Source organism: Pseudomonas sp. LB3P25, assembly GCF_054897985.1.
Window position 1 is genome coordinate 4,134,081 of sequence record NZ_CM142711.1, and the last position, 24,144, is coordinate 4,158,224.

Here is a 24,144-nt window from a genome sequence, read left to right on the forward strand (position 1 = left end):
GTGCCGCCGCCATCGCGGGCAAGCCCGCTCCCATCGGGTCGGCATGGATCAGAAAATGGGCGTCAGGTGCGGGTCGCGCTACGCGCACTGGCAGCGAATTGATCGGCCGGCAACACATGCTTGCGCTCCAACAGGCGATAGACCACGCCGGTCAGCACCAGGCCGAACAGCATCACGCCGGAGAGGAAGTACAGCCCCGACGCCAGGCTGCCGGTGTACTCCTTGAGCGCGCCGATCACGAACGGGCCAATGTAGCCACCGAGGTTGCCCACCGAGTTGATCAAGGCGATCCCGGCCGCCGCGCTGGCACCGGCAAAGAAGCGGCCCGGCAAAGTCCAGAACACCGCGGTGCAGGAAAACAGGGAGAAGGCCACCAGGCACAGCGCCGCCAGTTGCAGCACCGGCACCGTCAGCCAGGCGCTGAGGAACAGGCCGATGGCACCCAGCACGTAAAGCACCGCCAAGTGGCCGTAGCGATCATTCAAGCGGTCGGAACTGCGCGGAATGATCAGCAAACCGATGATCCCGAAGATGTACGGCACCGAAGAAACAAAACCGGTCACCAGATCAGTGCCGCCAAACTGTTTGATCAGCGTCGGCAGCCACAGGCCCAGGCCATAAATGCTCAGGGTCACCGGCAGGTAAAACAGCGCCAGCAGCAACACGCGTTTGTCTTTGAGCGCGTGCAACGGGTTGCCATGTCGGGTTTGGCCGTACGCCTCCAGATCCTTTTTCAGCTCACCGGTCAGCCAGTCTTTCTCGGCCTGGTCCATCCATTTCACCTGTTGCGGACCATCCGGCAGCCAACGCAGCACCGGCCAGGTCAGCAGGATCGCCGGGGTGCCGATAACAATGAACAGCCACTGCCAACCGTGCAGACCGAGGGTGCCGTCCATGCCGAGCAAACCGCCGGACACCGGGCCGGTGATCATCATCGCGATAGGTTGGGACAGGATGAACAGCCCGAGGATCTTGCCGCGATGGCGAATCGGAAACCATTGGGTGATGTAGTAGAGAACGCCCGGAAAGAACCCGGCCTCGGCCGCACCGAGCAGAAAGCGCATCAGATAAAAGCTGTGCGGCCCCTGGACGAAGGCCATGCCGATGGTGATGGCGCCCCAGGTGATCATGATCCGCGCAAACCAGCGTCGCGCGCCGAAGCGATCGAGCATCAGGTTGCTGGGGATTTCCAACAGGAAGTAGCCAATGAAAAACAGCCCTGCACCCAGACCGTAGGCCGCGTCACCGATGCCGATATCGGCGCCCATGTGCAGCTTGGCGAACCCCACGGCGGAGCGATCCACATAGGCGATCAGGTACAGCAGGATGAGGAAGGGAATCAGTTTCAGTGTGATGCGACGAATAAGCCGCAATTCCTGGCTCATGAGATCGGTCTCCGATTGTTTTTATAGAACCTCGGGGGACGCCTCTCGCACAAAAATCGCCAGGGTCATCCCTCCGTCGAAAACGACTATATAGTAATACTAATTGATCAACAATACTTCCAAACAGGCGAATTTGCGTTTATGTTACGCCTCATTATGAACAATATAGTCATACAATAAGAGGCCTATCATGTCTGATAAGAAACCCACCCTGCGCTCCGCTCAATGGTTTGGCACCGCCGACAAGAACGGCTTCATGTACCGCAGCTGGATGAAGAATCAGGGTATCGCCGACCACCAGTTCCACGGCAAACCGATCATCGGCATTTGCAACACCTGGTCGGAATTGACCCCGTGCAACGCGCATTTCCGCCAGATTGCCGAGCACGTCAAACGTGGGGTGATCGAGGCAGGTGGCTGGCCGGTGGAATTTCCGGTGTTCTCCAACGGCGAATCCAACCTGCGTCCAACCGCCATGTTCACCCGCAACCTGACGAGCATGGACGTCGAAGAAGCGATTCGCGGTAACCCGATTGATGGCGTCGTCCTGCTGACCGGTTGTGACAAAACCACCCCGGCATTGTTGATGGGCGCCGCCAGTTGTGACGTACCGGCGATCGTCGTCACCGGCGGGCCAATGCTCAACGGCAAGCACAAGGGCCAGGACATCGGCTCGGGCACCGTGGTCTGGCAGCTCAGCGAGCAGGTCAAGGCCGGCACCATCACCCTTGATGATTTCCTCGCGGCCGAGGGCGGCATGTCCCGTTCGGCCGGCACCTGTAACACCATGGGCACCGCGTCGACCATGGCCTGCATGGCGGAAGCCCTCGGTACTTCCCTGCCCCACAACGCGGCGATTCCAGCGGTGGATGCGCGGCGTTATGTGTTGGCGCACATGTCCGGCATGCGCGCGGTAGAGATGGTTCGAGAAGATTTGAAGCTGTCGAAAATCCTCACCAAAGAAGCCTTCGAAAACGCCATCCGCGTCAACGCGGCCATCGGCGGTTCGACCAACGCCGTGATCCACTTGAAAGCCATCGCCGGCCGCATCGGTGTGGACCTGGAACTGGACGACTGGACTCGCATCGGTCGCGGCATGCCGACCATCGTCGACCTGCAACCGTCCGGACGCTTCCTGATGGAAGAGTTCTACTACGCCGGTGGCTTGCCAGCGGTATTGCGTCGCCTCGGTGAGGCCAACCTGATTCCTCATCCGAACGCCTTGACCGTCAACGGCAAGACCCTCGGAGAGAACACCAAGGACGCGCCGATCTACGGCCAGGACGAGGTGATCCGCACCCTCGACAACCCGATCCGCGCCGACGGCGGCATCTGTGTGTTGCGCGGCAACCTCGCACCGCTGGGTGCGGTGCTCAAGCCTTCAGCCGCCAGCGCCGAACTGATGCAACACCGCGGGCGTGCGGTGGTGTTCGAGAACTTCGACATGTACAAGGCGCGGATCAACGATCCGGAACTGGATGTGGATGCCAACTCGATTCTGGTGATGAAGAACTGCGGGCCGAAGGGTTATCCGGGCATGGCCGAAGTCGGCAACATGGGCTTGCCGGCCAAACTGCTGGCCCAGGGCGTGACCGACATGGTGCGTATTTCCGATGCGCGCATGAGCGGCACGGCGTACGGCACCGTCGTTCTACACGTTGCCCCCGAAGCCGCAGCCGGTGGGCCTTTGGCTACGGTGAAGGAAGGTGACTGGATCGAGCTCGACTGCGCCAGCGGGCGTCTGCATCTGGACATTCCGGACGCGGAACTGGCGGCGCGCATGGCTGATCTGCAACCGCCGCAAAACCTGATTGTGGGCGGTTATCGTCAGCTGTACATCGACCACGTGCTGCAGGCGGATCAGGGTTGTGACTTCGACTTCCTGGTGGGTTGCCGCGGAGCCGAAGTCCCCCGCCACTCTCACTAATCCAGTGAGCCCTCTGTAGGAGCGAGCTTGCTCGCTCCTACATTTGTTTGCGCCACGCCTGTTATCATACGCGGCCCCCATCGCACAGGATCGCGCAGCTCCCCATGGATTACCGCAAACCCTCTGACCGCAAAAGCATGCACTCGCGCATCGTCCAGGAACTGGGCATGCAGATCGTTTCCGGGCGCTTCAAGCCGGACGATAAACTGCCCGCCGAAGCCCTGCTGTGCGAGGAGTACGCGGTCAGCCGGCCGGTGCTGCGCGAAGCCACTCGAGTACTGGTTGCCAAGGGCCTGGTGTATTCCCGTCCGCGGGTTGGCACCGTGGTCAAACCGCGCCGGGAATGGCACATGCTCGACCCGGACGTGCTGCACTGGTTGATGCAAAGCAGCCCGCAGAACGAGTTTTTCAGTCTGCTGACCAGCGTGCGCAGCATCATCGAACCGGCTGCTGCTGCGCTGGCTGCGCAGTTCGCCACCGACGATGACATCGCCTCCATCGGTGAAGCCTACCAACGCATGGAGGCCGCACCGACCCCCGAAGCGTTGTTGCAACCGGACCTGGATTTCCACAGCCGGATTGCCCACGCGACCCATAACGACTTGCTGGCGAATCTTTGCAACATGCTGTCGGTGGCGATTACCGAAGCGTTGAAGCATTCCAATCAGCGGCCGAATCTGCATGAGCTGGCGCTGCCACGGCATAAGGCGATCCTGACAGCTATCGAAAACCGCGATGCGTTGGGTGCGCAACATGCGACGTTGGTGCAGCTCGATGATGCGCAAAGTGCGTTGAGAGTGGTGTTGGTTCCTGACGAAGCAACGGCCTTGTCGCTCTAGTTCCATGTCCACCTAACCCAGCAACACATTGGCCAGCAACGGTGAATGTGGGTCGGATCAGACGCAGAACACTCAAAGCGGGTGCGGCTTCTCCCAGTAATCGGCGGAATTATATAAAGTTTTAAGATACTCGATAAAAAAACGTACTTTGGCTGGTAAATAGCGTTGCTGGGGGTACACCGCCTGAATGTCGTAATTGGGCAAAGCAAACTCATCCAGAACCGTTACCAGTTCACCCCGCTTGAGCTCTCCTTGAATTTCCCATGTTGAGCGCCAACCGATACCGAGCCCCTGACATATCCAGGCGAAAAGCAATTCACCGTCATTGCAAGCAACGTTACCGCTGACTTTCATCGCTACTAGTCGGCCATCGCGCAAGAACGTCCAGCCCCGTTGCTGGCCACCCTGCAGGTTGAAGGCCAAGCAATTGTGCTGTGCCAACTCTTCCAGCGTTTGCGGTGCACCATGCCTGGCGAAATAGTCTGGCGTCCCGCAAACCACCCTCCAATTGGGGAACAGCTTGATCGCCACGTAGTTGGGGTCAGTGACTTCTCCGATACGAATGCTCATATCGTATCCCTCGCTGACCAGGTCAATCACGCTGTCCGTAAAGTTGAAGGATAACTTGAGATCTGGAAAACGCTGCTGGAAGGCATAGACATGAGGGGCGATATGCTGTCGTCCAAAAGCAGCCGGAGCGGACACCACCAAGTGGCCGCTGACGGTGGTGCTTCTGTTGCTGATGCTTGACTCGACCTCGTCGAATTCGCGCATCAGATGCTTGGCCCCTTCCAGTAACTGCTCTCCCGCCTCAGTCAACTTCAAGCCTCGCGTGGAGCGATGCATCAACTTGACGCCCAAGCGTTTTTCTAGCGCATCAAGTCGTCGACCAAGGATGGCTGGCGTCACCCCCTCATTCAGTGCAGCGGCGGCAAAGCTGCCCTTATGGGCTACCTGAACAAAACTGTGTAGCTCGGTATAACGACCCATCGATACCTCATGTATCGGCAGAAACCGATTTATGACTGTTCAACTCAATAATAACCTCCTGCATGCTGAGATCCGTCAATAAAAATACCGACCAGCCTGAAGGAGACAACAATGGCCAAAATGAGAGCAATCGAGGCTGCAGTATTGGTGATGCGTCGCGAAGGTGTTGACACTGCTTTTGGCATTCCCGGTGCAGCCATCAACCCGCTGTACGCTGCACTGAAAAAAATCGGCGGTGTTGACCACATTTTGGCACGTCATGTGGAAGGAGCCTCCCACATGGCTGAAGGTTACACTCGCACCAAGGCGGGCAATATCGGCGTCTGCATCGGCACCTCTGGCCCCGCGGGTACCGACATGGTCACCGGTTTGTACTCAGCCTCGGCCGACTCCATTCCCATCCTCTGCATCACTGGTCAAGCGCCCCGTGCCCGGATGCACAAGGAAGACTTCCAGGCAGTCGATATCACCAGTATCGTCAAACCTGTCACCAAGTGGGCAACCACCGTGATGGAACCTGGCCAGGTACCTTATGCCTTCCAGAAAGCCTTCTATGAGATGCGCTCCGGTCGCCCAGGTCCCGTACTGATCGATCTACCATTCGATGTACAGATGGCAGAGATCGAGTTTGATATTGATGTTTATGAACCACTGCCATTGACCCGCCCTTCCGCTACTCGGGTTCAGGCCGAAAAGGCACTGGCAATGCTCAACGATGCTGAGCGCCCGCTGATCGTTTCTGGTGGTGGCGTAATCAATGCTGATGCCAGCGCCAAGCTTGTCGAGTTCGCGGAGCTTACCGGTGTACCTGTGGTTCCAACCCTGATGGGCTGGGGCACAATTGCGGACGACCACAAGTTGATGGTTGGCATGGTCGGCTTGCAGACCTCGCATCGCTACGGCAACGCCACCTTACTCGCGTCTGACTTGGTGTTCGGCATTGGTAATCGCTGGGCCAACCGCCACACTGGCTCAGTCGATGTGTACACCGAAGGTCGACGCTTCATTCACGTCGACATCGAACCCACTCAGATCGGCCGAGTATTCACCCCAGACCTGGGTATCGTTTCAGATGCCGGCGCAGCCTTGGACATGTTCTTGACTGTGGCTCGTGAATGGAAAGCCGCTGGCAAACTGAAAGATCGCAACGCGTGGGTAAATGCTTGCCGTGACCGCAAGCGCACTCTTCAACGCAAAACTCATTTTGATAACGTGCCGATCAAGCCCCAGCGCGTTTACGAAGAAATGAATGAATTCTTCGGTAAAGACACCTGCTACGTCAGCACCATTGGTTTGTCGCAGATTGCGGGCGCGCAGTTCCTGCACGTTTACAAGCCGCGGCACTGGATCAACTGTGGCCAGGCTGGCCCACTGGGCTGGACTATTCCTGCCGCGTTAGGTGTGGTCAAAGCCGATCCAACACGCCAAGTTGTAGCACTGTCTGGCGACTATGATTTCCAGTTCATGATCGAGGAATTGGCCGTCGGCGCTCAGTTCAACCTGCCCTACATTCATGTCCTGGTGAACAACTCCTACCTGGGATTGATCCGCCAGGCACAGCGCAACTTTGACATCGATTTCTGTGTGCAGCTTTCGTTCGACAACATCAACGCTCCAGAGCTGAACGGCTACGGCGTCGATCATGTGGCAGTCGTTGAGGGACTGGGATGCAAGGCCATTCGCGTGCGTGATCCAAATGACTTGCAGGCCGCATTTGCTCACGCCAGGGAACTCATGCACCAGCATCGCGTGCCCGTGGTTGTGGAAATCATTCTTGAACGCGTGACCAACATCTCCATGGGTACCGAGATCAACGCCATCAACGAGTTCGAGGATCTGGCGCTGAGCGGTGCCGATGCACCGACGTCCATTTTGCCTTTGAATTAACGCTTCCCCCCTTTCTGACTTCATCCAGACAACGACACAGGAGCATTCCATGCCCCGATTTGCAGCCAACCTATCCATGATGTTCACGGAAGTGGATTTTCTGGATCGTTTCACCGCCGCCGCTGAAGCTGGCTTCACCGGTGTTGAGTACTTGTTCCCTTACGATTTCAGCTCCACCGAAATCAAGGAGAGACTCGAGAGCAACGGCCTTACCCAAGTGCTTTTCAATTTGCCCGCGGGGAATTGGGCCAAGGGAGAGCGCGGTATCGCCTGCCATCCCGACCGCGTTGAAGAGTTCCGGGCTGGCGTCGATTTGGCCATCGCCTACGCGCAGGTACTGGGCAATAAGCAACTCAACTGCCTGGCCGGTATCCGCCCTCATGGTGTGGACGCCAAGACAATCGAAAAGACCTTCGTGGCCAACCTCAAATATGCCGCTGACAAGCTGGAAACCGCGGGCATCAAACTTGTGATGGAAGCCATTAACACGCTGGATATTCCAGACTTCTATTTGAACAACACACAGCAGGGACTCGACATCAGGAAAAAGGTCGGTAGTGCCAATCTTTTGCTGCAGTACGACATCTACCACATGCAGATTATGGAAGGTGACCTGGCCCGTACTATGTCCACCTATCTGGATGAAATTAACCACATCCAGCTCGCAGACAATCCGGGCCGCAATGAGCCTGGCACCGGTGAAATCAACTATCACTTCCTGTTCCAACTCCTTGACCGAATTGGCTATCAGGGCTGGGTCGGTTGTGAATACAAGCCAGCTACCTCCACCCTTGCCGGCCTCGGCTGGCTGAAAACCCATAACGTGATCTAACGGAGATTTTACCTATGGCCAACATCGGATTTATTGGCACCGGCATCATGGGCAAACCTATGGCTCAGAACCTGCAGAAAGCCGGTCATAAACTGTTCTTCTCTGAACACCACAATAAAATGCCCGCCGACCTGCTGGGTGAAAACGGGATTGGCCTGGCCACCCCAAAAGAAGTCGCCCAAGAAGCCGAATTCGTCATCATCATGGTGCCGGATACCCCCCAGGTTGAAGATGCACTGCTACGCGAGAAAGGCGTTGTAGAAGGAGTAGGTGCGGGCAAGGTCGTTATCGACATGAGTTCGATCTCCCCTTCTGCCACCAAAGTCTTCGCCGAGAAGATCAACGCTACTGGGGCCAGTTATCTGGATGCCCCGGTTTCCGGGGGCGAGGTCGGTGCGAAAGCCGCCACGCTGAGTATCATGGTCGGCGGTGAAAAACACGCCTTTGAGCGCGCTTTACCGCTGTTCCAGGCCATGGGCAAGAACATCACTCATGTTGGAGGCAATGGCGATGGTCAGACCGCCAAGGTCGCCAATCAGATCATCGTCGCGCTGAACATCCAGGCCGTAGCCGAAGCTCTGCTATTCGCCGCCAAAAACGGCGCCGATCCGGCCAAAGTACGTGAAGCATTGATGGGTGGCTTTGCTTCCTCGAAAATTCTTGAGGTGCACGGTGAGCGCATGATCAAAGGCACCTTCGATCCAGGCTTCCGCGTCAGCCTGCATCAGAAGGATCTCAATCTGGCTCTCTCGGGAGCTCGGGAGCTGGCCCTGAATCTGCCCAACACAGCCAACGCACAACAAGTGTTCAGCACCTGTGCCGCGCTGGGTGGCAGCAACTGGGATCATTCGGCGCTAATCAAAGGTCTCGAACACATGGCCAACTTCTCAATTCGTGAGCAGTGAACTCCGCTCCGACGACCTCCCGGTAGCCCGAGATCCTCGCCGAGGGTGACGAAACCCGAGGCGGGCAGCCATCGCAGCTTCACGGCGAAAACCATGATCAGCAGGATTCCGAGCCAGAAGTGCGGAATGGAAATCCCTGACAACGCGACGATGTTCGCCCCGTAATCCACTGCTGTACCCTTGCGCACAGCAGAGGGAAACGGCTGTGTCCCGCCGCGGACGACCGGAGCAAAAGGGCATCAATTACCGCATGAGCCCGGAGAACTTCCCAGCCATCAGCGCAGCCGGCATCGACTGCTGCGTGCTGGCCAACAACCATGTGCTGGACTGGGAGGCAGTCGGCTTGGCCGATACGCTAGAGACCCTGGCGAGCAACGGTATGTGCAGCGCCGGCGCCGGGCACAACCGACAATCTGCCGAAGCGCCCGCCGTGCTGCCGCAGCCTGGCGGGCGGCGCTTGCTGGTGTTTGGCCTCGGCGCACCCGACAGCGGCATTGCGCCGGACTGGGCCGCCACGGATAGGCGCGCGGGTGTCGCGCGGCTGGAGGATCTGTCGATGCAAAGCCTGCGCCCTGTGGCCAAACGGATTCTCGAGGGCAAAAATCCGGGGGATCTGGTGGTCGCCTCCATTCACTGGGGTGGCAACTGGGGGTTCGATATCCCGCGGGAGCAGGTCCGGTTCGCCCATGCCTTGATCGACGAGGCCGGAGTTGACGTGGTGCACGGGCATTCCTCGCACCACATCAAGGGCATCGAGGTGTACCGCAAACGCCTGATTCTCTATGGCTGCGGTGATCTGCTGAACGATTACGAAGGCATCGAGGGCCATACCGCCTTTCGCGGCGACCTGGGGCTTCTATACTTTGCCTCGCTGGGCCCAGGCGGGCACCTGCAGTCGCTGGACCTGATACCCACCCGCCTCCATCGTTTTCGCATCTGTCGCGCCGAAGGGGATGACCGTCAATGGCTGCACGGCACCCTTTCTCGCGAGTGCGCACGCTTGGGCAGCAGCATCCAGCCGGGCGCGAAAAATGCCTTCGAGTTGCGTTGGTAGGAGCGTCTGCACCCGACTAAAGTAACCGCCCCACAAACCCCCACCCTATCCAAGGCGGCCATGTTTTTTTTCAGAGGATGTCGCGGGAAAAGCCAAAGAAAGACTTTTCTTTGGACGAAAAAAATGGACCTCTTTTCAGAGATCCATTTTTTAATGCTTGGAGCGGGAAACGAGACTCGCATCTGGCGTCCGACCCATTGAAATCTAAAGGGTTTCGTTGCTTCCTGAAACAGGAAAGGACTTGATTCTGGACTTGTTTTCAGTGGGTATCAAGAGGAGAAAGGACGTGATCCCTGGCTCTAGCGGTCAGACTGGAAACGGCCCACCACGTTAACTGCAACTCAAGTCAGATAGACCCTCTTCACTTCGAAGCTGCCGGCTCATGTCATCGCAACTTTGCGACCAGTCTGTCAACCATTTGGACATCACGGGCGGGCGCTCTGCTATTCCCAACTCTCGGACGAAATCATCAGGTGGAATCGTGCCGTCTGCAGAGCGGAAAAGACCTCGCATCACGACCACGCCGTCCATCGACCGGCTTACGCCAGGGTCTACGAAACAGCAGAAGCAGAAGACGAAACCAGAGATTCATAGGGATACCGATGGTGAGAAAACTATGTAGGCAAACGTGGTGTCTGCTAGGGATTCGGAGCGGAAATCGGGTGCAATTTCTCATCGAACTCATCAAGTGAGACGAATGAAAGCCCTTGCAGTGTGTCCAGCGAGCGCAGGTGCTGTCGATACATCGCTAACTGAGTGACACGTGCTTCCTGGGAAATGTACGGTACGTGATAGGCAACAAAGGTCGGAAGCACAGTCATCCCGGTATAGGCCAACGTTCCACGCAGGATAGGACGGAGCATATCGTTGAGTTCACCGTGCACGCCGCCGCTCACCAACATGTGTGGTTGACCGCCGACAGTAATGGCGAGCATGGCCTTCTTGCCAACCAGGCCGCCCTGATCGTAAAAGCGCTTTCCGCCATAGCAGACGCCAGATACCAATACTCGGTCTATCCAGCCTTTCATGATCGCCGGCATCGAGAACCAATAGATTGGGAAGTTGAAGATCACCAGATCGGCGTCCAGCAACTTATCCAGCTCCTTCTGGATGTCCGGTGCCAGTGTGCGTTGCGAGCAATTGTGACGCTGCTCCAAGGCATACGTCAGGTACTCGGAATTGACGCGGCTGCCAAAGTCAGCCGCGCTGGCGATCGGATTCCAGTTCATGGCATACAGGTCAGACACTTCGACAGAGTGCCCTTGCCCCCGCAGTTCTTCGACCGCCAGATCTTTCATGGCCGCATTGAACGATTGCGGCTCGTTGTGCGCGTGGATAATGAGGATGTGCATTGGGCAGCTCTCCATTGGGTTGGCCATCCAATCAGCCGGTGATGTCTTTACCGAAGATGGCACGTGCAATGACTAGCTTCTGAATCTCATTGGTTCCCTCATAGATTTCGGCGATCTTGCAGTCGCGATAGATCTCTTCGACACGGTAGTGCGAACCATCCGCCGCGAGCTCGCGCATAAAGCCGTAGCCACCAAAGATCTGTACCGCGTCGCGGGCGAATTCACCGGCAAGGTTGGTGCCGTACCATTTGGCCATCGCGGCCTCGGGTTCCGGGAAAGCGAGTCCTTCGTCCATGCGCAACGCCGCCTTGAGATACAGGTTGCGGGCGTTCTCGATTTCAGTGGCGCGTTCAGCCATCTTGAACTGCCAGTGTTGGAACTGCGCGATGGCTTTGCCAAACGCCCGGCGCGTCTTGAGCCGCGCGATACTGTGATCAAACAATGCCTGAGCCATGCCGGTCCCGCTGGCGGCAATCCCTATGCGTCCGAATGTCAGCGTTTGCAAGGCTATCTTGAGACCTTCACCGGGCTGGCCAACAACATTCGTCATGGGCACTTTGACGTTGTCGAAGTAGATGTCCGCCGTCAGTTGGCCATGGTTGCCCATTTTCTTGTCGGGTTCGCCAACACGTACACCTGGCCAATTCAACTCGACCACCAGCTCAGTCATGCGCGCGCCATCGACACAGAGCAATACGACGAAGTCGGCAACTGGTGCGTTGGAAATGAAGCGCTTGCGGCCGTTGACGATGTAGCCATCCTCTGTGCGCGTAGCGTGGGTGCCCATGGCTTCAACGCTCAAGTCGGTACTGGCATCCGGCTCGGTAGTTGCGAAACTCCCGATCTTGTCGCCGCTGAGCAAAGGCCTGAGATAGCGTTGCTTGATCGAGTCCGCCCCGTGGTTCAGCGCATTACCCGCGAGAATGCAATGCACGTCCACGATGGCGGCCACCGAGTTCGAATGGTAAGCCAGCTCCTCGATCATCACCGCAGTGGCTGCGGTGGGGTATTTGAGCCCTCGCCCACCCACATCAGCGGTAAAGGGAATGCCAAATAAACCGGCCTTGGCCATTTTGGCGAACAAGTCACGCGGGAACGCTGCAACGGACTCCTCTGTGTGGCCAATGGCGTAGGCCACCGGGGCGACATGTTCGTCGGCGAAGCGACGAATCTCCTGGCGGATAGCCAGGATTTCCTGCGGGGTATCCAGGTCGTGATACAGGCGATCCTGGTGACGCGCAACAGTCGCATTGACCGAAGTATTGGCAAGATGGGTCATGGTTATCTCTTCTGCAGGCTGGGGAAGCAACGTGATGTGAACGGTATGGAAACTGATGGAATGACGTAATAGGCAAAAACGACGGTAAATATGCGAATATCGCCATCCACGCCAAAAAAGGTTCCGCCATGACCACCGTTGCGATTCTGGGTTTTGACGACTCCTATGCCTCCGTTGTGGGAGGTTTTGCTGACATGCTTCAGGTTGCCAACGCGCACATGTCAAAACAGGGGATGCCACCGTCAGGTCTGTTTGAATGGCATTTCATATCGCAGAACGGGTTGCCTGTGCGCGCGAGCAATGGCCTCGAGCTTGGCATGCGGGCGCTGCCGAAGAACCAGCATTATGATTTGGTCTTTATTCCCAGCCTGCATTATCGCGGCTGGCAGCATTTCGAGGGCTTCCTGGAAAAGCACCTGGCTGTCCGTGACTGGCTGGTTAAGCAATGGCGAAATGGCGCATGGTTGTGCGCAAATTGCACTGGCACGTTTCTACTTGCCGAGACGGGTTTGCTTGATAACAAAGTGGCGACCACCACTTGGTGGCTGGAGGAGCATTTCCGCAGCAGATTCCCAAAGGTTGATCTGCAAATGCGTCCAGTGGTGACTGAATCTGAACGTCTGGTATGCGGTGGCGCACATGCCACATTTTTGTTGCAAGCGGTTCACGTGCTTAACAAATTCGCGGGAGAGGCCATCGCCAGGCAATGCGCCCGCAGCATGCTGATCGATTTGACCCAAACGACGCAGACACCTTTCCAGCCGCTTATCGCCGACAAGACCCACAATGATCCCTTGATTCAACGCGCGCAAAAGTGGCTTCAGGATCACTTGGCGGAACAGGTGCGCATGACAGACCTGGCGCAGAAGTTGGCCGTCAGCGAACGTACATTGATACGCCGCTTCAATAAGGTGCTTGAGCAGTCACCGCTCACCTATCTGCAGAACCTACGCGTTGATACGGCGCGAGCTTTACTGGAGGCTGGCGACCTGAGTACCGAGCGAATCGCTCACTATGTCGGTTACAGTGATATCAGCTCGTTTGCACGCCTGTTCCGTGAACGCGTTGGATTCACTCCGGGCGCTTATCGAGCCAGGTTTCAGTTACCCATGGAGAACTGACCAAGCACTGTCGCCAGCGGATCGCCTGACCCATTCGCTGCAAACCGCCACCCTCGCCTACCGTGCTGGCGAGGACAAAGAATGCACGGGAGGTTTTCAGCAAGATTGCAAGGGATGGCTTGCCAAAAATGCGGCGACTCGCTCAATGACCTCGTCCGGCCGGGAATCAGCAAAAAAATGTCCGCCCGCTATCGCAGAAGCCTCCATCATCGTGCAGCGATCCACCCAAGTGGCGGGTAAATCATAGTGCTTGGCCATCGCACCTGAGGCGCCATAGAGGATCAGCGCGGGCGCGGTGATGCGTCGTCCGGAATCGGACATGTCGTCTGCCAGATCCACAGTGAGTGCGGCACGATAGTCGTTGCAAAACCCAGCGATCGTTGCCGGATCACGCCAGGCTTTCCGATACGCCGCCAGTTGGTCAGCATCAAAATCCTCCGGCCCTGCGGCACCCCAGCCGAAAAGGCAGCTCTCGAAAAAGAAATCGGGATCCGCCGCAATCATGCGCTCCGGAAAGGGTGCGGGCTGAGAAAGAAAAAACCAATGCCAGTAACTGTGGGCTATGTCCTTGCGCAGATCTGTCAGCATCACAGCCGTAGGAACGATGTCCATCAGCGTGACGCTCGCCACCACGTCTGGATGATCCAGTGTCATCCTGTATGCAGTGCGCGCGCCACGGTCGTGTCCAACAAGATGGAACCGTTCATGTCCGAGCACACGCATCAGTCCGACCTGATCCGCGGCCATGGCGCGAAATCCGTAATTTGACAGATCCGCTTGAAGCGGCGGCTTATCCGATGCCCCATACCCACGCAAATCAGCACAGACAACCCGATAGCCACGCGCGACCAGCTCAGGTGCGATACGTGCCCAGAGCGCCATGGTCTGCGGAAAACCGTGGAGCATCAGGATGGGTTCGCCTTTACCCGCTGCAACACAGGCAATTTCCACATCGCCTACGGTAATTTGGTGCGTTTCGAAGTTTTCGAACATGGGGTCGTCTCGTTATTTCACCTTGACGATGACCTTGCCTTTTGCCCGACCGGTTTCAACATAAGCCAAGGCATCCGGGGTCGATTCGAATGGAAAAACCCGGTCCACCACCGGGCGTATGACACCGGAATCGATGAGCGCAGTAAGCTTACGCAACTGGTTACCGCTGGCTTTCATGTAAAGGAATGAATAGCTGACGCCACGGCGTTTGGCTTTTTTCCTGATCCCGTAACTCAACAGGCCCATGACCAGTTTCAGGAATCCGGACAATCCAGCGTTTTTCGCAAAATCAGCATCCGGTGGTCCAGAGATCGAGATGAGCTTTCCACCAGGCTTGAGTATGCGCAACGATTTCTCAAGTGTATCCGTGCCCAGGCTGTTCAAGACCACATCGTAATCGTGCAGGACCTTTTCGAAATCGTCTTTGCGGTAATCGATCACGATATCTGCACCAAGGCGCTTCACCCACTCGACATTCGCCGTGCTCGTGGTCGTCGCGACAGTCGCCCCCAGGTGCTTGGCCAGCTGAATGGCCAATGTTCCCACGCCACCGGAGCCCGCATGGATAAGCACCTTTTGACCTTTCTTCAGGTTCGCTTTTTCGACCAGCGCCTGCCAGGCCGTCAAGCCAACCAGAGGGATCGAAGCCGCTTCTTCCATGCTGAGATCTTTCGGCTTGATCGCCAGCGAGCCTTGATTGATCGCAATAAATTCAGCAAATGCACCGATTCGATCGTCATCTGGCCGCGCATAGACCTCATCGCCCGGCTTGAATTGCTGCACTTGTGAGCCAACCCGCACGACGACCCCGGCCAAATCATTGCCCAGAATAAGCGGCATGCGATAAGGCAAAATCATTTTGAACTCACCGTCCCTGATTTTTAAATCCAGAGGGTTCACACCCGCCGCATGAATCTGGACTAAAACGTCATCCTTGCCCAATTCAGGTTCTGGCATTTCGGTCGCCCGTAACGCAACTTTTTTTCCATAGCGTTCGATAATGAATGCTTTCATCGTACTTCCTTACTCCTGGCGTACCCAGGTCTGTGAACGCCCCAGCAGCGGCGTGCCAATATAGCCGCGCACGCTGAGTTTTTTACCGTTGTCGGTCAGGTGGACTTTACTGCTATAGACCTTGCCGTTATCCGGATCGAGGATTTCGCCATCGGTGTATTCTTCGCCGTCCTTGCGCAAACCGGTGAGAATGGTCAGGCCTACAATCGACGCATTCTTGTTCACGCCATCACATTTACCGCACTTCGGATTCTGGTCTTCGCTCGGGGCGGGATACGCTTTTTCGATAACGCCCTTCAGAGTGCCATCGGACTCGGTGATTCGAATCAATGCCCTCGGCTTGCCACTGACATCGTCGATGTTTTGCCACAGGCCAACCGGCGAATTGTCGTCTGCCCACAGTGCCGATGACATGACTGCTGCTGCCAGGGTGAGTCCGAAGACACCTGCTTTGAGCGTACGCATTGTCTGAATCCTCATGATTGAGCGAATTTTCTTGTCGGCCTGATGCCAGTATGAGATTGGCCCTGTGGCTTACGGCTATCGGATTGCGCTCGCTGTGTTCAGATCGCTTTCTGAGCAAGCTTCCAGTCGCGCCAGTAATATAACGTTGTTATTTGATTAACATAACGCCGTTATGGCAGTATTGCAACATGACCACTGATAACTCACTTCCTAATGCCCCCACCCGCCTCGTCGAGGCAACCATCCGTGTGCTTGCGACTAACGGCCCGTCCGAAGTCAAGGCCCGTTCGGTAGCGAGCGAAGCCGGCCTGTCGACGATGGGGGTTTACACACACTTCGGCGGAGTGCCGGAACTTCTACAAGCAGTCGCTGACGAGGGATTCAAGCGGTTGGCTGCAGTCTTCAAGCGTGTGCCAATCACGGATGATCCGATAACCGACTTGTGTGCGATGCTCCTGGCTTGCCGAGACCTTGCACGAAGCAATCCCCATCTGTACGACTTAATGTTTGGTCTTTCGATTGACGGCAGATATAGCCCCTCACGAGGTGCCATGAAATCGATTGCAGATGGGCAATCGGAAGCCTTCAAGGCGACATACGCGATTCTGATCAACGCGTGCGCTCGCTTGGTTGATGCCAAATGCGTTCGCAAAATCGATCCTGCCCTCATCGCGCCACAGCTGTGGAGTGCCGCGCATGGATTCATCATGCTCGAACTCGCTGGCCACTTCGCAGGCACGGCCAATCCTGCTTCGCAGATCCTGGTAGCGACGTGTAACAACATTGTTGTCGGCTTGGGAGCGAAGCGCGAAAAAGTAGAATCTTCCACTGCTGGCGTAATTGCCGGGTAGGCAACTCCGCTAGAACCTTGAAAAAACCGCGCAACCCTGCAGTAACGCGGAGCGAACAGTATTTCAGTTCAAGTACGCAGCCACTCGGCATGTTCAGAGGTTGGGTCAACCGGTTCGCTCATGCAGAGAAGGAACCGGTCATGACAGATGCTCGTATGCTTTGCGGCTCAATGCTCATATGTGCAGCAGGATAGGGATCTGTATCGAGGCCACGCGCTGATTATCAGGGTGGCTGAGCACGCCACTGGACGGTTTCGTAGCTACCGCCTCACCTCGCTCATGAACACCTTCGTTATTGCGGGCCTGTGGAATCTGCGCCATTGCGTACTCGGCGAGTGCCGTGATGGTCAGCGCAGGATTAACCCCAGGATTTGCAGGCATCGCAGCGCCGTCACAAACCAACATGTTCTGGTAACCAAAAACGTGTAGGTTCTGATCAATCACACCGCTTTGGGCATCGGCGCCGATCACGGCACCGCCCAGCACATGGGCTGTTGTCGGAATGTTGCCCAGCGCTTCCAGTACGTTGCTCTGGGCAATACCGCCGGTGTGCCTGGCCAACCATTGAGCCGCCTGGTTGCCCATCTCGATGTAAGTCGGATTTGGCTTGTCGCGATTCTGCTCGGTGACGAGGCGGTAGCCGCGACCCAGCCAACGCTTGCTGGGGCGAAGTGCGATCGCATTGTCCAATGTCTGCATCACTAACAGCATCACCATGCGTCGGCTCCAGCCCCATGGCCATAGCGACTTGAGCCATCGCGCTGGGTGCAACACGATATTCCCCAGCCACTTCAGCGGCCGCGTTACGCGGTTACCCTTACCGACCAGCAACGTGCAAAGCAAACTGAGGAAGTCGGCGTTGCGACCGTAGGTGAGAAACTCGATGTGGGTATCCTGATCGACGTGCACACTGCTGCTGGCAGTAACATCGTTCCAGGTCTTGCGGTCCTCGGGCAAGCGCACGTTCAGAACCGATTCGCTGTTGGTGCGCACCAGTTCACCAAGGCGATCGCTGACCCGGGGCAACGAGCCGCCGTGCTTACAGTTGGCCAATAATTCGTTGGTACCGAGAGCCCCGCCGGCGAAGATCACTCCGCGGGCGGTGTAAGTACGGCGATCACGGGTGAACCAGGCGCCGGGGCGCTGGGCGGTCACACGGTAGCCGTCACTACCATCGGCTGCCCCGAGGGGGCTCACATCAACGACCTCACGCTCTGCCAATATCTGCACGCCGCGTTTCTCTGCGAACCACAGGTAGTTTTTCACCAGCGAGTTCACGGCACCGACGCGGCATCCCACCATGCAGGCGCCGCAACGTATACACCCGGTACGGTCAGGCCCTTCCCCACCGAAATAGGGGTCCTTGACGGTTTTGCCCGGTTCGCCAAAGAACACTCCGGTGGGTGCTCGAGTGAATGTGTCTTCGGTTCCGAAGTGTTGCGCCATCTCCCGGGCCAGTTGCTGGTTCGTCGAGTCGAATGGCACCGTCTTTACCCCAAGCATGTGTTCGGCCGTATCGTAGTGAGGCTGCAATAGCCTTTCCCAGTGGCCGAGCTCCCGCCACTGCACGTTTTCGAAGAACTCTGGCTTGGCGCGGTACAACACACCGCCATACACGGTGCTGCCGCCACCGACACCCGACTGGCTGGGAAAAAAGACATGGCGAAACAGCGACATGCGCATGATGCCCTTCAAACCCAATGCGGGTGCCCACAGATACTTGTTGAACTGCCAGGCCGACTTGGGGAGGTCTTCGTCGCGATAGCGACGGCCGCGCTCGAGTACCCCGACGCGATAGCCTTTCTCCACGAGGCGCAGCGCCGAGACGCTGCCGCCAAATCCCGATCCGATCACCAGCCAGTCGAAGTCTGCGTTTTTCATGATGTGTCCCCTTCTACGTGCCGATTGCTTTGCGCCTAAAGTCCATCAGGTAATTACCTGTCAATCGACATATTCGGTCCACATCTTGCGCAGCCTCAGCTTGTCGACTTTGCCCACGGCATTCTTTGGCAGGCTGTCGATGATGTTGATCGTGGAAGGTCTTTTGTAACGCGTCAGCCGGTCAGTGCAGTGCTCGCTCAAGTCCTCCTGGGTACCGGCGAATCCCGCACGAAACGCGACATAGGCAACAACAATTTCGCCAAGGGTCTCGTGAGGGACACCAATCACTGCTGCTTCAAGAACCCCCGGAAATTCGAACAACACATCCTCGATCTCCTTCGGGTAGATGTTCTCGCCGCCGCGAATGATCATCTCTTTAAGGCGCCCGACGATGACCAGATAACCGTCTTCGTCGATCCGGCCAATGTCGCCGGTGTGCAGCCAGCCATCGACAATGGTCTTCGCTGTTTCCTCGGGCTTCCCAAGGTAACCACGCATGACGTTAGGACCTTGAACCAGCACCTCGCCAGTGGCGCCCTGTGGCAAATGCACACCGCTCGGGTCGGCGATTGCAATGCGTTGCCCGATGAAGGGCAGCCCGACCGTACCGACCTTGCGTAGGCCGTCGAAGGGGTTGATGGTCGAAGCGCACGTGCCTTCGGACAGGCCATATCCCTCAAGCAGCGGAAAACCGAAGCGAGCTTCAAATTTTTTCAGTAGTTCCGCCGATGCAGGCGCCGCGCCGCAGATGCCATACCGAAGACTGGAGGTATAAGGTTTTACCTCGCGAGGTAACGCGTTAAGCATTGCGTAGATGGTTGGCACTGCAGAGAAGTACGTGGGTCGAAGCCACTCGACATCCTCAAAAAACGTGTCGACGTTGAAACGCTTGCGAATCGAAACCCGACCACCGCTTGATAGCGGGACGAGCGTGCTCACCACAATGCCGTTTACGTGAAAGAGTGGAAGTATCAATAAACAGTGGTCTGCTGCCGTGACCTTGAGTGAGTTTCGCCCCATTTCCGACATGGCCTCAATATTGGCGTGATCGAGCATCACGCCCTTCGGCAGGCCGGTAGTGCCACTGGTGTAGATCAACAGTGCCAGTGCGCCAGGCTCTTCAAAGGGTACGCCGGTGTAGGACGCCCCCGTTTCCAGAGTGGCAACAGGCAGGGACAGCAGATTCGGGACTATGACTTCGCCGCTGACGTTGATGAGCAGCTTCGCCCCCGAATCAACCAGTTGATGGGTTGCTTCCTTGCTGGTCAGCCCAGGATTGATCGGCGTGACCGCCGCCCCCAGACGCCAGGCGGCGAACATCGCCACTACAAACTCCACCTGGTTGGGCAACATGATGGCGACGACGTCTCCAACGCCTACACCCCTATCCGCGAAGACTCCCGCCGCTGCGAGGACCCGGGAATGGAACTGCCGGTTAGTCAGATTGCTGCTGTCGTCAGCGATGCACAGACCATCAGGCTCTGACACCGCGCGTAAATCTGAAAGCTTGGAAAAACACATTATTTTTGTTCTCTCTGAAAAGTGACGAAAACGCTTGAATCAGTAGGTTGAAGAGCCGAGTAGATGTTTCGTCAGAAACTGGGTCTGATCCTTCACCAGTTCTTCGAACGCCTCGCCCATGTAGAACTCGAAATGCCCAGCGGAATAAAGCCTGGTCTCTCCATGCGGCGCCTTGCGCACCAGGGCAATCGTCTGTTCCGGTGGCGTGACGGTGTCAGTGGTGCTGACGCAAAACAGGATGGGAAACTTCACCTTGGAGGCGGAGCGTCCGGGTCGATAAGCCATGATCTCCGGAAGCACCCGCGCGGCGACGTGATTGACGAACACCATCCCTTTCGGCACCAAGGCCAGATAACCCGGCAGGGCATCATGGGCATTCATCAAGGCCGGCTGACCGGGAGCGGCAGCGATTGGCACCATCACTGGCGGACGACCCAGCAGCTTGGCCGCAAAATCACGCAAGAGCACCGGGGCTACCTGCAGCGATCCCTTCACACCCAGTGCGGCGGCGGAGGCCAGACCGTCGGTAAAGGGGCACTGACTGATGGCAGCCAGTAACTCGGGATGCCGACTGGCCACGGTGATCGCATGCCCTCCCCCAAACGAGCTTCCCCATACGGCAACCCGTCTCCCATCGACATCCGCGCAGCCTTTGACGAAGTCCAGCGCCGCATCCCAATCAGCAAGTTGCCGCTTCACAGACATCAACTGCCTGGGGCGACCACCACTGTCTCCGAAATAACGGTAGGTAAAGGCCAATGTAGCGATTCCCGCAGCGGCGAATCGCTCAGAAAAGGCGTCGAGGCGCATCTCGCGAACCGCACCGAGTCCGTGACCGAGTACTACAATCGGCGGTTTCTCTACTCCGACCGGCAGGTAGAGCCAGGCCGAACAGTAGGTTTCACCCGAGTCAAAGCGGATGTCCTGGCGAGTGAATAGGTAGGGAAGCTGTGACATTTGATTCATTTCCTGCCTCCCCCGCCTTGCAGGGGCAAGGAGCCTTGCTCGAGCGTTTGCTCGAAAATGGCCGGGCTGTAGAACGGCACATTGCCGTCGCGAACGGTGCGTTCAAGGTATTCGACCATTAGCGATTGCGCAGTCTCGGAAGGCGAGATCTTGATGAATTCGGTGCGCTCCATGTGCAACCCCTCATCGAGAGTGGCTGATCCGCCGAAGTACACAGCCCGCTTGATAGCCTCAATGGCACCCTTGGGTCGAGAGCCCAGATACCGGGCCAGCTCAATGGCTCGCTCAAGCAGCGCATCCGGAGCAACCACTTCGTCGATATACCCTATTTCGAGCGCTTTCTGTGGCGACACCGGCCTGCCTTCGAGCATCAGCATAAGCGCTCGATGGGCACCGACCAGCCGTGGTAATCGCTGAGTGCCCCCGCCACCGGGAAGGATTCCAAGAAGCACCTCTGGCTGCCCGATGAAGAAATCGCCATCCGCCATCAGACGGGCGTCGCAGGCTAGCGCGAGTTCGCTGCCCAGCCCCAGCGCAGACCCGTTCAGAGCGGCGATGAAAATGACGCCGCTGCGGTTCATCCGCAGAAAAGTGTCGTGCAGCTTGTCAAGCTGCATCCCGCCCTCCAGCGGTGTCAGAGACGCAGCTGCCGCCAAAGGCGGAACTCCGCGAACGCTCTTTGCAGTTCGAGCGATAGCCGAGGCAGCAGTGCGCCCGACCGACGGGATACTCTTTCCACCTTCCTGTAGCCAACGTACGTCTGCATGACCGATGAAACGCTCAGGATGAGTTCCGGTGAGCACCACCGCTTTTACCGCGGTATCGGACTCTAGCTTGTCCAATAGCTCCGAAAGCTCATTAGCCATCTCCAACCCCATCAGCCCGTGTGGACCTCCATCCAGCCGCGCAACCAGGACAGAGCCTCGGGGCTCCACTTCAAGGTGCTCGGGCGGTGTATGCGTCTTCGTCATCTCTTAGATCCTCCGGGACAAGCGTGGAGAGCAAGCGCGCCCCCCATCAGTAGCCTCCGGACAGTCAGCAAATCAGCCGGAGGAACAAAATAACACTGTTATACAACAAACATAACACTGTTATATTACCGTCGCAATATGTACTCTTATGGCTCGCTCCCCGTGTCATGCACCAACCCGCACCTGAAGGGAACTTCATAAAATGAAACCGCACATCACTGTGGTACAGATTAATCCGGCCACCAGGAATCCGTCTGAATCCCCTCTTCCAGAATGGAGGCCAGCAATCCTCGTCACAGGCGCTGCTTCCGGAATCGGTCGCGCCTGCGCTGAGTTGTTTGCGCAGCGCGGTTGGTTCGTTGGTCTATACGATATTGATTCTGAGGGTGTCGCCGCGGTCGCCGCGACCTTGGGAGAGGGAAACGCCATCTCTGGAGCTCTCAACGTAAGCGATCCTGCAGCATGGGAACGGGTACTTACGGATTTCTGGGCGCAAAGCGGCCAGCGGCTTGACGTGCTGCTCAATAATGCGGGGATTCTCACAGCCGGGCAGTTTGAAGCCGTTCCGTTGACCAGACACCATGCAATGCTTGACGTGAACGTTCTGGGAATGATCACCGGCTGCCACAGCGCCTTCCAATACCTGCGGGGGACGCCCTCCTCTCATGTCATCAATATGGCCTCGGCCACCGCAATCTATGGCCAGCCTGAACTGGCAACCTACTCGGCGACCAAGTTCGCCGTGCGCGGATTCACCGAAGGGCTCGAGCTCGAATGGAGCAAGTTCGGCATCCGCGTGAGTGATATCTGGCCGAGCTTCGTAAAGACCGCAATGGCTGACGATTACGGTCGTATCCCCAGCGCCAAATCGCTGGGCATTCGTCTCACACCACATGACGTCGCATCCACGGTATGGGCTTGCGCGACGGCAAAACGATGCATCCACAAAACCCACCGGACTGTCGGCCTGCAAGCCGGATTTCTAGCGATCGCCACTCGTCTCGCGCCGCCGGCCCTCAGCCGCTGGATCGTCCAACGCATTGCGCGATAAAGGAGAGGTTTACGACTCTCGAAAACGAACCAGGACGAGACATCCGAAAGCGCGACCGGCCAGGCCCGGATCGACATCGCTTTCCATCAGGATTCCGATGCACATTGCCTACAATGGAGCTGCCACCAAAAATGAAAGGCTTCAACTGGATCGATGAACTGAGCCCTCAAGTACGGGATACCGTTCTGCGATGCGCTCATCCAAGAACCGTTGCCGATTCGAAGATCCTGTATCAAAACGGCGATCGTGTAACGGAAATTTTCCAGATCGTTTCCGGGGCCATCCGCAAATGCATTCTCACCGAGGATGGCCAGGAGGTTCTGCTCTATGTCTACGGACCCGGCGACATAGTAGCCGATGCTCCCGTGACTGATGACGAGCCCTCCCCCGTCACGCTGACTACCCGGGGAGAAACCAAATTGAGGGTCTGGTCGGCGAGTGACTTGAAACTGCTGCGCGAACAGCATCATGAAGTTGAAACGGCACTCGCATGCCAGATCAACCGTCGCTTGCGGGTAGCACTTCAGTTGATCGAGGAGCTGCTGACCTTGCCGGTCGCGGCAAGAATCGCGTCCCGCTTTGCTCAACTCAGTGACCTGCAGAAGCCTTCTGATCGAGGGATCGATTTACTGCTTTCTCAAGTAGATATAGGCCTCATGGTTGGAAGCACACGCCAAAGCGTCAATCGAGTGGTCAACGAACTGAGAGGGCTGGGCCTGATAGAGCCGCTCTACGGCAAGATCATTATCAAGGACCTGCCAGGGCTGAACCGTTACGTTCGAGAGCATCACCGCTTGAACGAACGATAGCCTACACAATGTAAGCCGGAATCAGAGAAGGTTACTGCTATCAGTGGCTTT

General features: G+C 57.1%; 20 protein-coding genes and 3 pseudogenes. 10 read left to right on the top strand and 13 right to left on the bottom strand.

Features of this window, described 5'->3' with window-relative positions; translation table 11 throughout:
* Window positions 1-62: 62 nt before the first annotated feature.
* Window positions 63-1,385, bottom strand: coding sequence for an MFS transporter (locus tag ACYZTW_RS18805; RefSeq protein WP_462001277.1), 1,323 nt, complete (start codon window positions 1,383-1,385; stop codon window positions 63-65).
* 190 nt (window positions 1,386-1,575) lie between these two features.
* Between ACYZTW_RS18805 and ACYZTW_RS18810 the strand changes: the two genes are divergently transcribed.
* Both ACYZTW_RS18810 and ACYZTW_RS18815 read left to right on the top strand, forming a co-directional pair.
* A complete protein-coding gene (locus tag ACYZTW_RS18810; RefSeq protein WP_462001278.1) occupies window positions 1,576-3,312 on the top strand; it encodes an IlvD/Edd family dehydratase in 1,737 nt (578 codons plus the stop codon).
* A 104-nt stretch (window positions 3,313-3,416) separates the two neighbouring features.
* A complete protein-coding gene (locus tag ACYZTW_RS18815; RefSeq protein WP_462001279.1) occupies window positions 3,417-4,151 on the top strand; it encodes a FadR/GntR family transcriptional regulator in 735 nt (244 codons plus the stop codon).
* A gap of 72 nt (window positions 4,152-4,223) precedes the next feature.
* On the opposite strand, the gene ACYZTW_RS18820 is transcribed toward ACYZTW_RS18815, so the two are convergent.
* Window positions 4,224-5,141 (bottom strand): LysR family transcriptional regulator, encoded by a 918-nt coding sequence (locus ACYZTW_RS18820; RefSeq protein WP_462001280.1) that lies wholly within the window; start codon window positions 5,139-5,141, stop codon window positions 4,224-4,226.
* Window positions 5,142-5,252: 111 nt separating this feature from the next.
* Here ACYZTW_RS18820 and gcl point away from each other — a divergent pair, with 111 nt between their 5' ends.
* From gcl to ACYZTW_RS18835, 3 genes are read left to right on the top strand one after another with little or no spacing between them, the layout of a single operon-like run.
* Window positions 5,253-7,028 (top strand): glyoxylate carboligase, encoded by a 1,776-nt coding sequence (gene gcl / locus ACYZTW_RS18825; protein WP_462001281.1) that lies wholly within the window; start codon window positions 5,253-5,255, stop codon window positions 7,026-7,028.
* A 49-nt stretch (window positions 7,029-7,077) separates the two neighbouring features.
* A complete protein-coding gene (gene hyi / locus ACYZTW_RS18830) occupies window positions 7,078-7,860 on the top strand; it encodes a hydroxypyruvate isomerase (protein ID WP_462001282.1) in 783 nt (260 codons plus the stop codon).
* A gap of 14 nt (window positions 7,861-7,874) precedes the next feature.
* Window positions 7,875-8,765: a 2-hydroxy-3-oxopropionate reductase gene (locus tag ACYZTW_RS18835; RefSeq protein ID WP_462001283.1), complete on the top strand. Its 891-nt coding sequence runs from the start codon at window positions 7,875-7,877 to the stop codon at window positions 8,763-8,765.
* Between the two features lie 26 nt (window positions 8,766-8,791).
* On the opposite strand, the pseudogene ACYZTW_RS18840 reads toward ACYZTW_RS18835, so the two are convergent.
* Window positions 8,792-8,959: pseudogene (locus tag ACYZTW_RS18840) on the bottom strand (ABC transporter permease); the annotation flags it as partial.
* 2 nt (window positions 8,960-8,961) lie between these two features.
* On the opposite strand from ACYZTW_RS18840, the pseudogene ACYZTW_RS18845 reads away from it, so the two are divergent.
* Window positions 8,962-9,819 (top strand): annotated as a pseudogene (locus tag ACYZTW_RS18845) (CapA family protein); the annotation flags it as partial.
* 330 nt (window positions 9,820-10,149) lie between these two features.
* Here ACYZTW_RS18845 and ACYZTW_RS18850 read toward each other — a convergent pair.
* From ACYZTW_RS18850 to ACYZTW_RS18860, 3 genes and pseudogenes are all read right to left on the bottom strand, one after another.
* Window positions 10,150-10,344: pseudogene (locus ACYZTW_RS18850) on the bottom strand (thioesterase); the annotation flags it as partial.
* A gap of 113 nt (window positions 10,345-10,457) precedes the next feature.
* Entirely contained in the window at window positions 10,458-11,171 is a 714-nt protein-coding gene (locus ACYZTW_RS18855; RefSeq protein ID WP_462001284.1) for an NAD(P)H-dependent oxidoreductase, read from the bottom strand.
* Window positions 11,172-11,202: 31 nt separating this feature from the next.
* On the bottom strand, window positions 11,203-12,450 hold the full coding sequence (locus ACYZTW_RS18860) for an acyl-CoA dehydrogenase family protein (RefSeq protein WP_462001285.1): 1,248 nt from the start codon (window positions 12,448-12,450) through the stop codon (window positions 11,203-11,205).
* 128 nt (window positions 12,451-12,578) lie between these two features.
* Between ACYZTW_RS18860 and ACYZTW_RS18865 the strand changes: the two genes are divergently transcribed.
* Entirely contained in the window at window positions 12,579-13,571 is a 993-nt protein-coding gene (locus ACYZTW_RS18865) for a GlxA family transcriptional regulator (RefSeq protein WP_462001286.1), read from the top strand.
* A gap of 96 nt (window positions 13,572-13,667) precedes the next feature.
* On the opposite strand, the gene ACYZTW_RS18870 is transcribed toward ACYZTW_RS18865, so the two are convergent.
* Genes ACYZTW_RS18870 through ACYZTW_RS18880 form a run of 3 tightly spaced genes read right to left on the bottom strand, consistent with a single transcriptional unit; the run spans window position 13,668 to window position 16,043 of the window.
* A complete protein-coding gene (locus ACYZTW_RS18870; RefSeq protein WP_462001287.1) occupies window positions 13,668-14,564 on the bottom strand; it encodes an alpha/beta fold hydrolase in 897 nt (298 codons plus the stop codon).
* A 12-nt stretch (window positions 14,565-14,576) separates the two neighbouring features.
* On the bottom strand, window positions 14,577-15,578 hold the full coding sequence (locus ACYZTW_RS18875) for an NADP-dependent oxidoreductase (protein WP_462001288.1): 1,002 nt from the start codon (window positions 15,576-15,578) through the stop codon (window positions 14,577-14,579).
* A gap of 9 nt (window positions 15,579-15,587) precedes the next feature.
* Complete coding sequence (locus tag ACYZTW_RS18880) at window positions 15,588-16,043, bottom strand: DUF2147 domain-containing protein (protein WP_462001289.1); 456 nt, start codon at window positions 16,041-16,043, stop codon at window positions 15,588-15,590.
* A gap of 188 nt (window positions 16,044-16,231) precedes the next feature.
* On the opposite strand from ACYZTW_RS18880, the gene ACYZTW_RS18885 reads away from it, so the two are divergent.
* On the top strand, window positions 16,232-16,894 hold the full coding sequence (locus ACYZTW_RS18885) for a TetR/AcrR family transcriptional regulator (protein ID WP_462001290.1): 663 nt from the start codon (window positions 16,232-16,234) through the stop codon (window positions 16,892-16,894).
* A 174-nt stretch (window positions 16,895-17,068) separates the two neighbouring features.
* Here ACYZTW_RS18885 and ACYZTW_RS18890 read toward each other — a convergent pair whose 3' ends face one another.
* The 4 genes from ACYZTW_RS18890 to ACYZTW_RS18905 are packed head-to-tail and all read right to left on the bottom strand — an operon-like array spanning window position 17,069 to window position 22,233.
* Window positions 17,069-18,775: a GMC oxidoreductase gene (locus ACYZTW_RS18890; RefSeq protein ID WP_462001291.1), complete on the bottom strand. Its 1,707-nt coding sequence runs from the start codon at window positions 18,773-18,775 to the stop codon at window positions 17,069-17,071.
* A gap of 60 nt (window positions 18,776-18,835) precedes the next feature.
* Complete coding sequence (locus tag ACYZTW_RS18895; protein ID WP_462001292.1) at window positions 18,836-20,296, bottom strand: class I adenylate-forming enzyme family protein; 1,461 nt, start codon at window positions 20,294-20,296, stop codon at window positions 18,836-18,838.
* A 39-nt stretch (window positions 20,297-20,335) separates the two neighbouring features.
* Window positions 20,336-21,262, bottom strand: a complete 927-nt coding sequence (locus tag ACYZTW_RS18900) for an alpha/beta hydrolase (RefSeq protein WP_415769353.1) — start codon at window positions 21,260-21,262, stop codon at window positions 20,336-20,338.
* The gene (locus ACYZTW_RS18905) at window positions 21,259-22,233 is read right to left on the bottom strand and encodes an enoyl-CoA hydratase/isomerase family protein (protein ID WP_462001293.1); all 975 of its coding nucleotides are present in this window, start codon (window positions 22,231-22,233) and stop codon (window positions 21,259-21,261) included. Before ACYZTW_RS18905 ends, ACYZTW_RS18900 begins: the two co-directional genes overlap by 4 nt.
* Before the next feature lie 202 nt (window positions 22,234-22,435).
* Between ACYZTW_RS18905 and ACYZTW_RS18910 the strand changes: the two genes are divergently transcribed.
* Entirely contained in the window at window positions 22,436-23,284 is an 849-nt protein-coding gene (locus ACYZTW_RS18910) for an SDR family oxidoreductase (protein ID WP_462001294.1), read from the top strand.
* A gap of 131 nt (window positions 23,285-23,415) precedes the next feature.
* A complete protein-coding gene (locus ACYZTW_RS18915; RefSeq protein ID WP_305489990.1) occupies window positions 23,416-24,093 on the top strand; it encodes a Crp/Fnr family transcriptional regulator in 678 nt (225 codons plus the stop codon).
* Window positions 24,094-24,144: the final 51 nt, after the last annotated feature.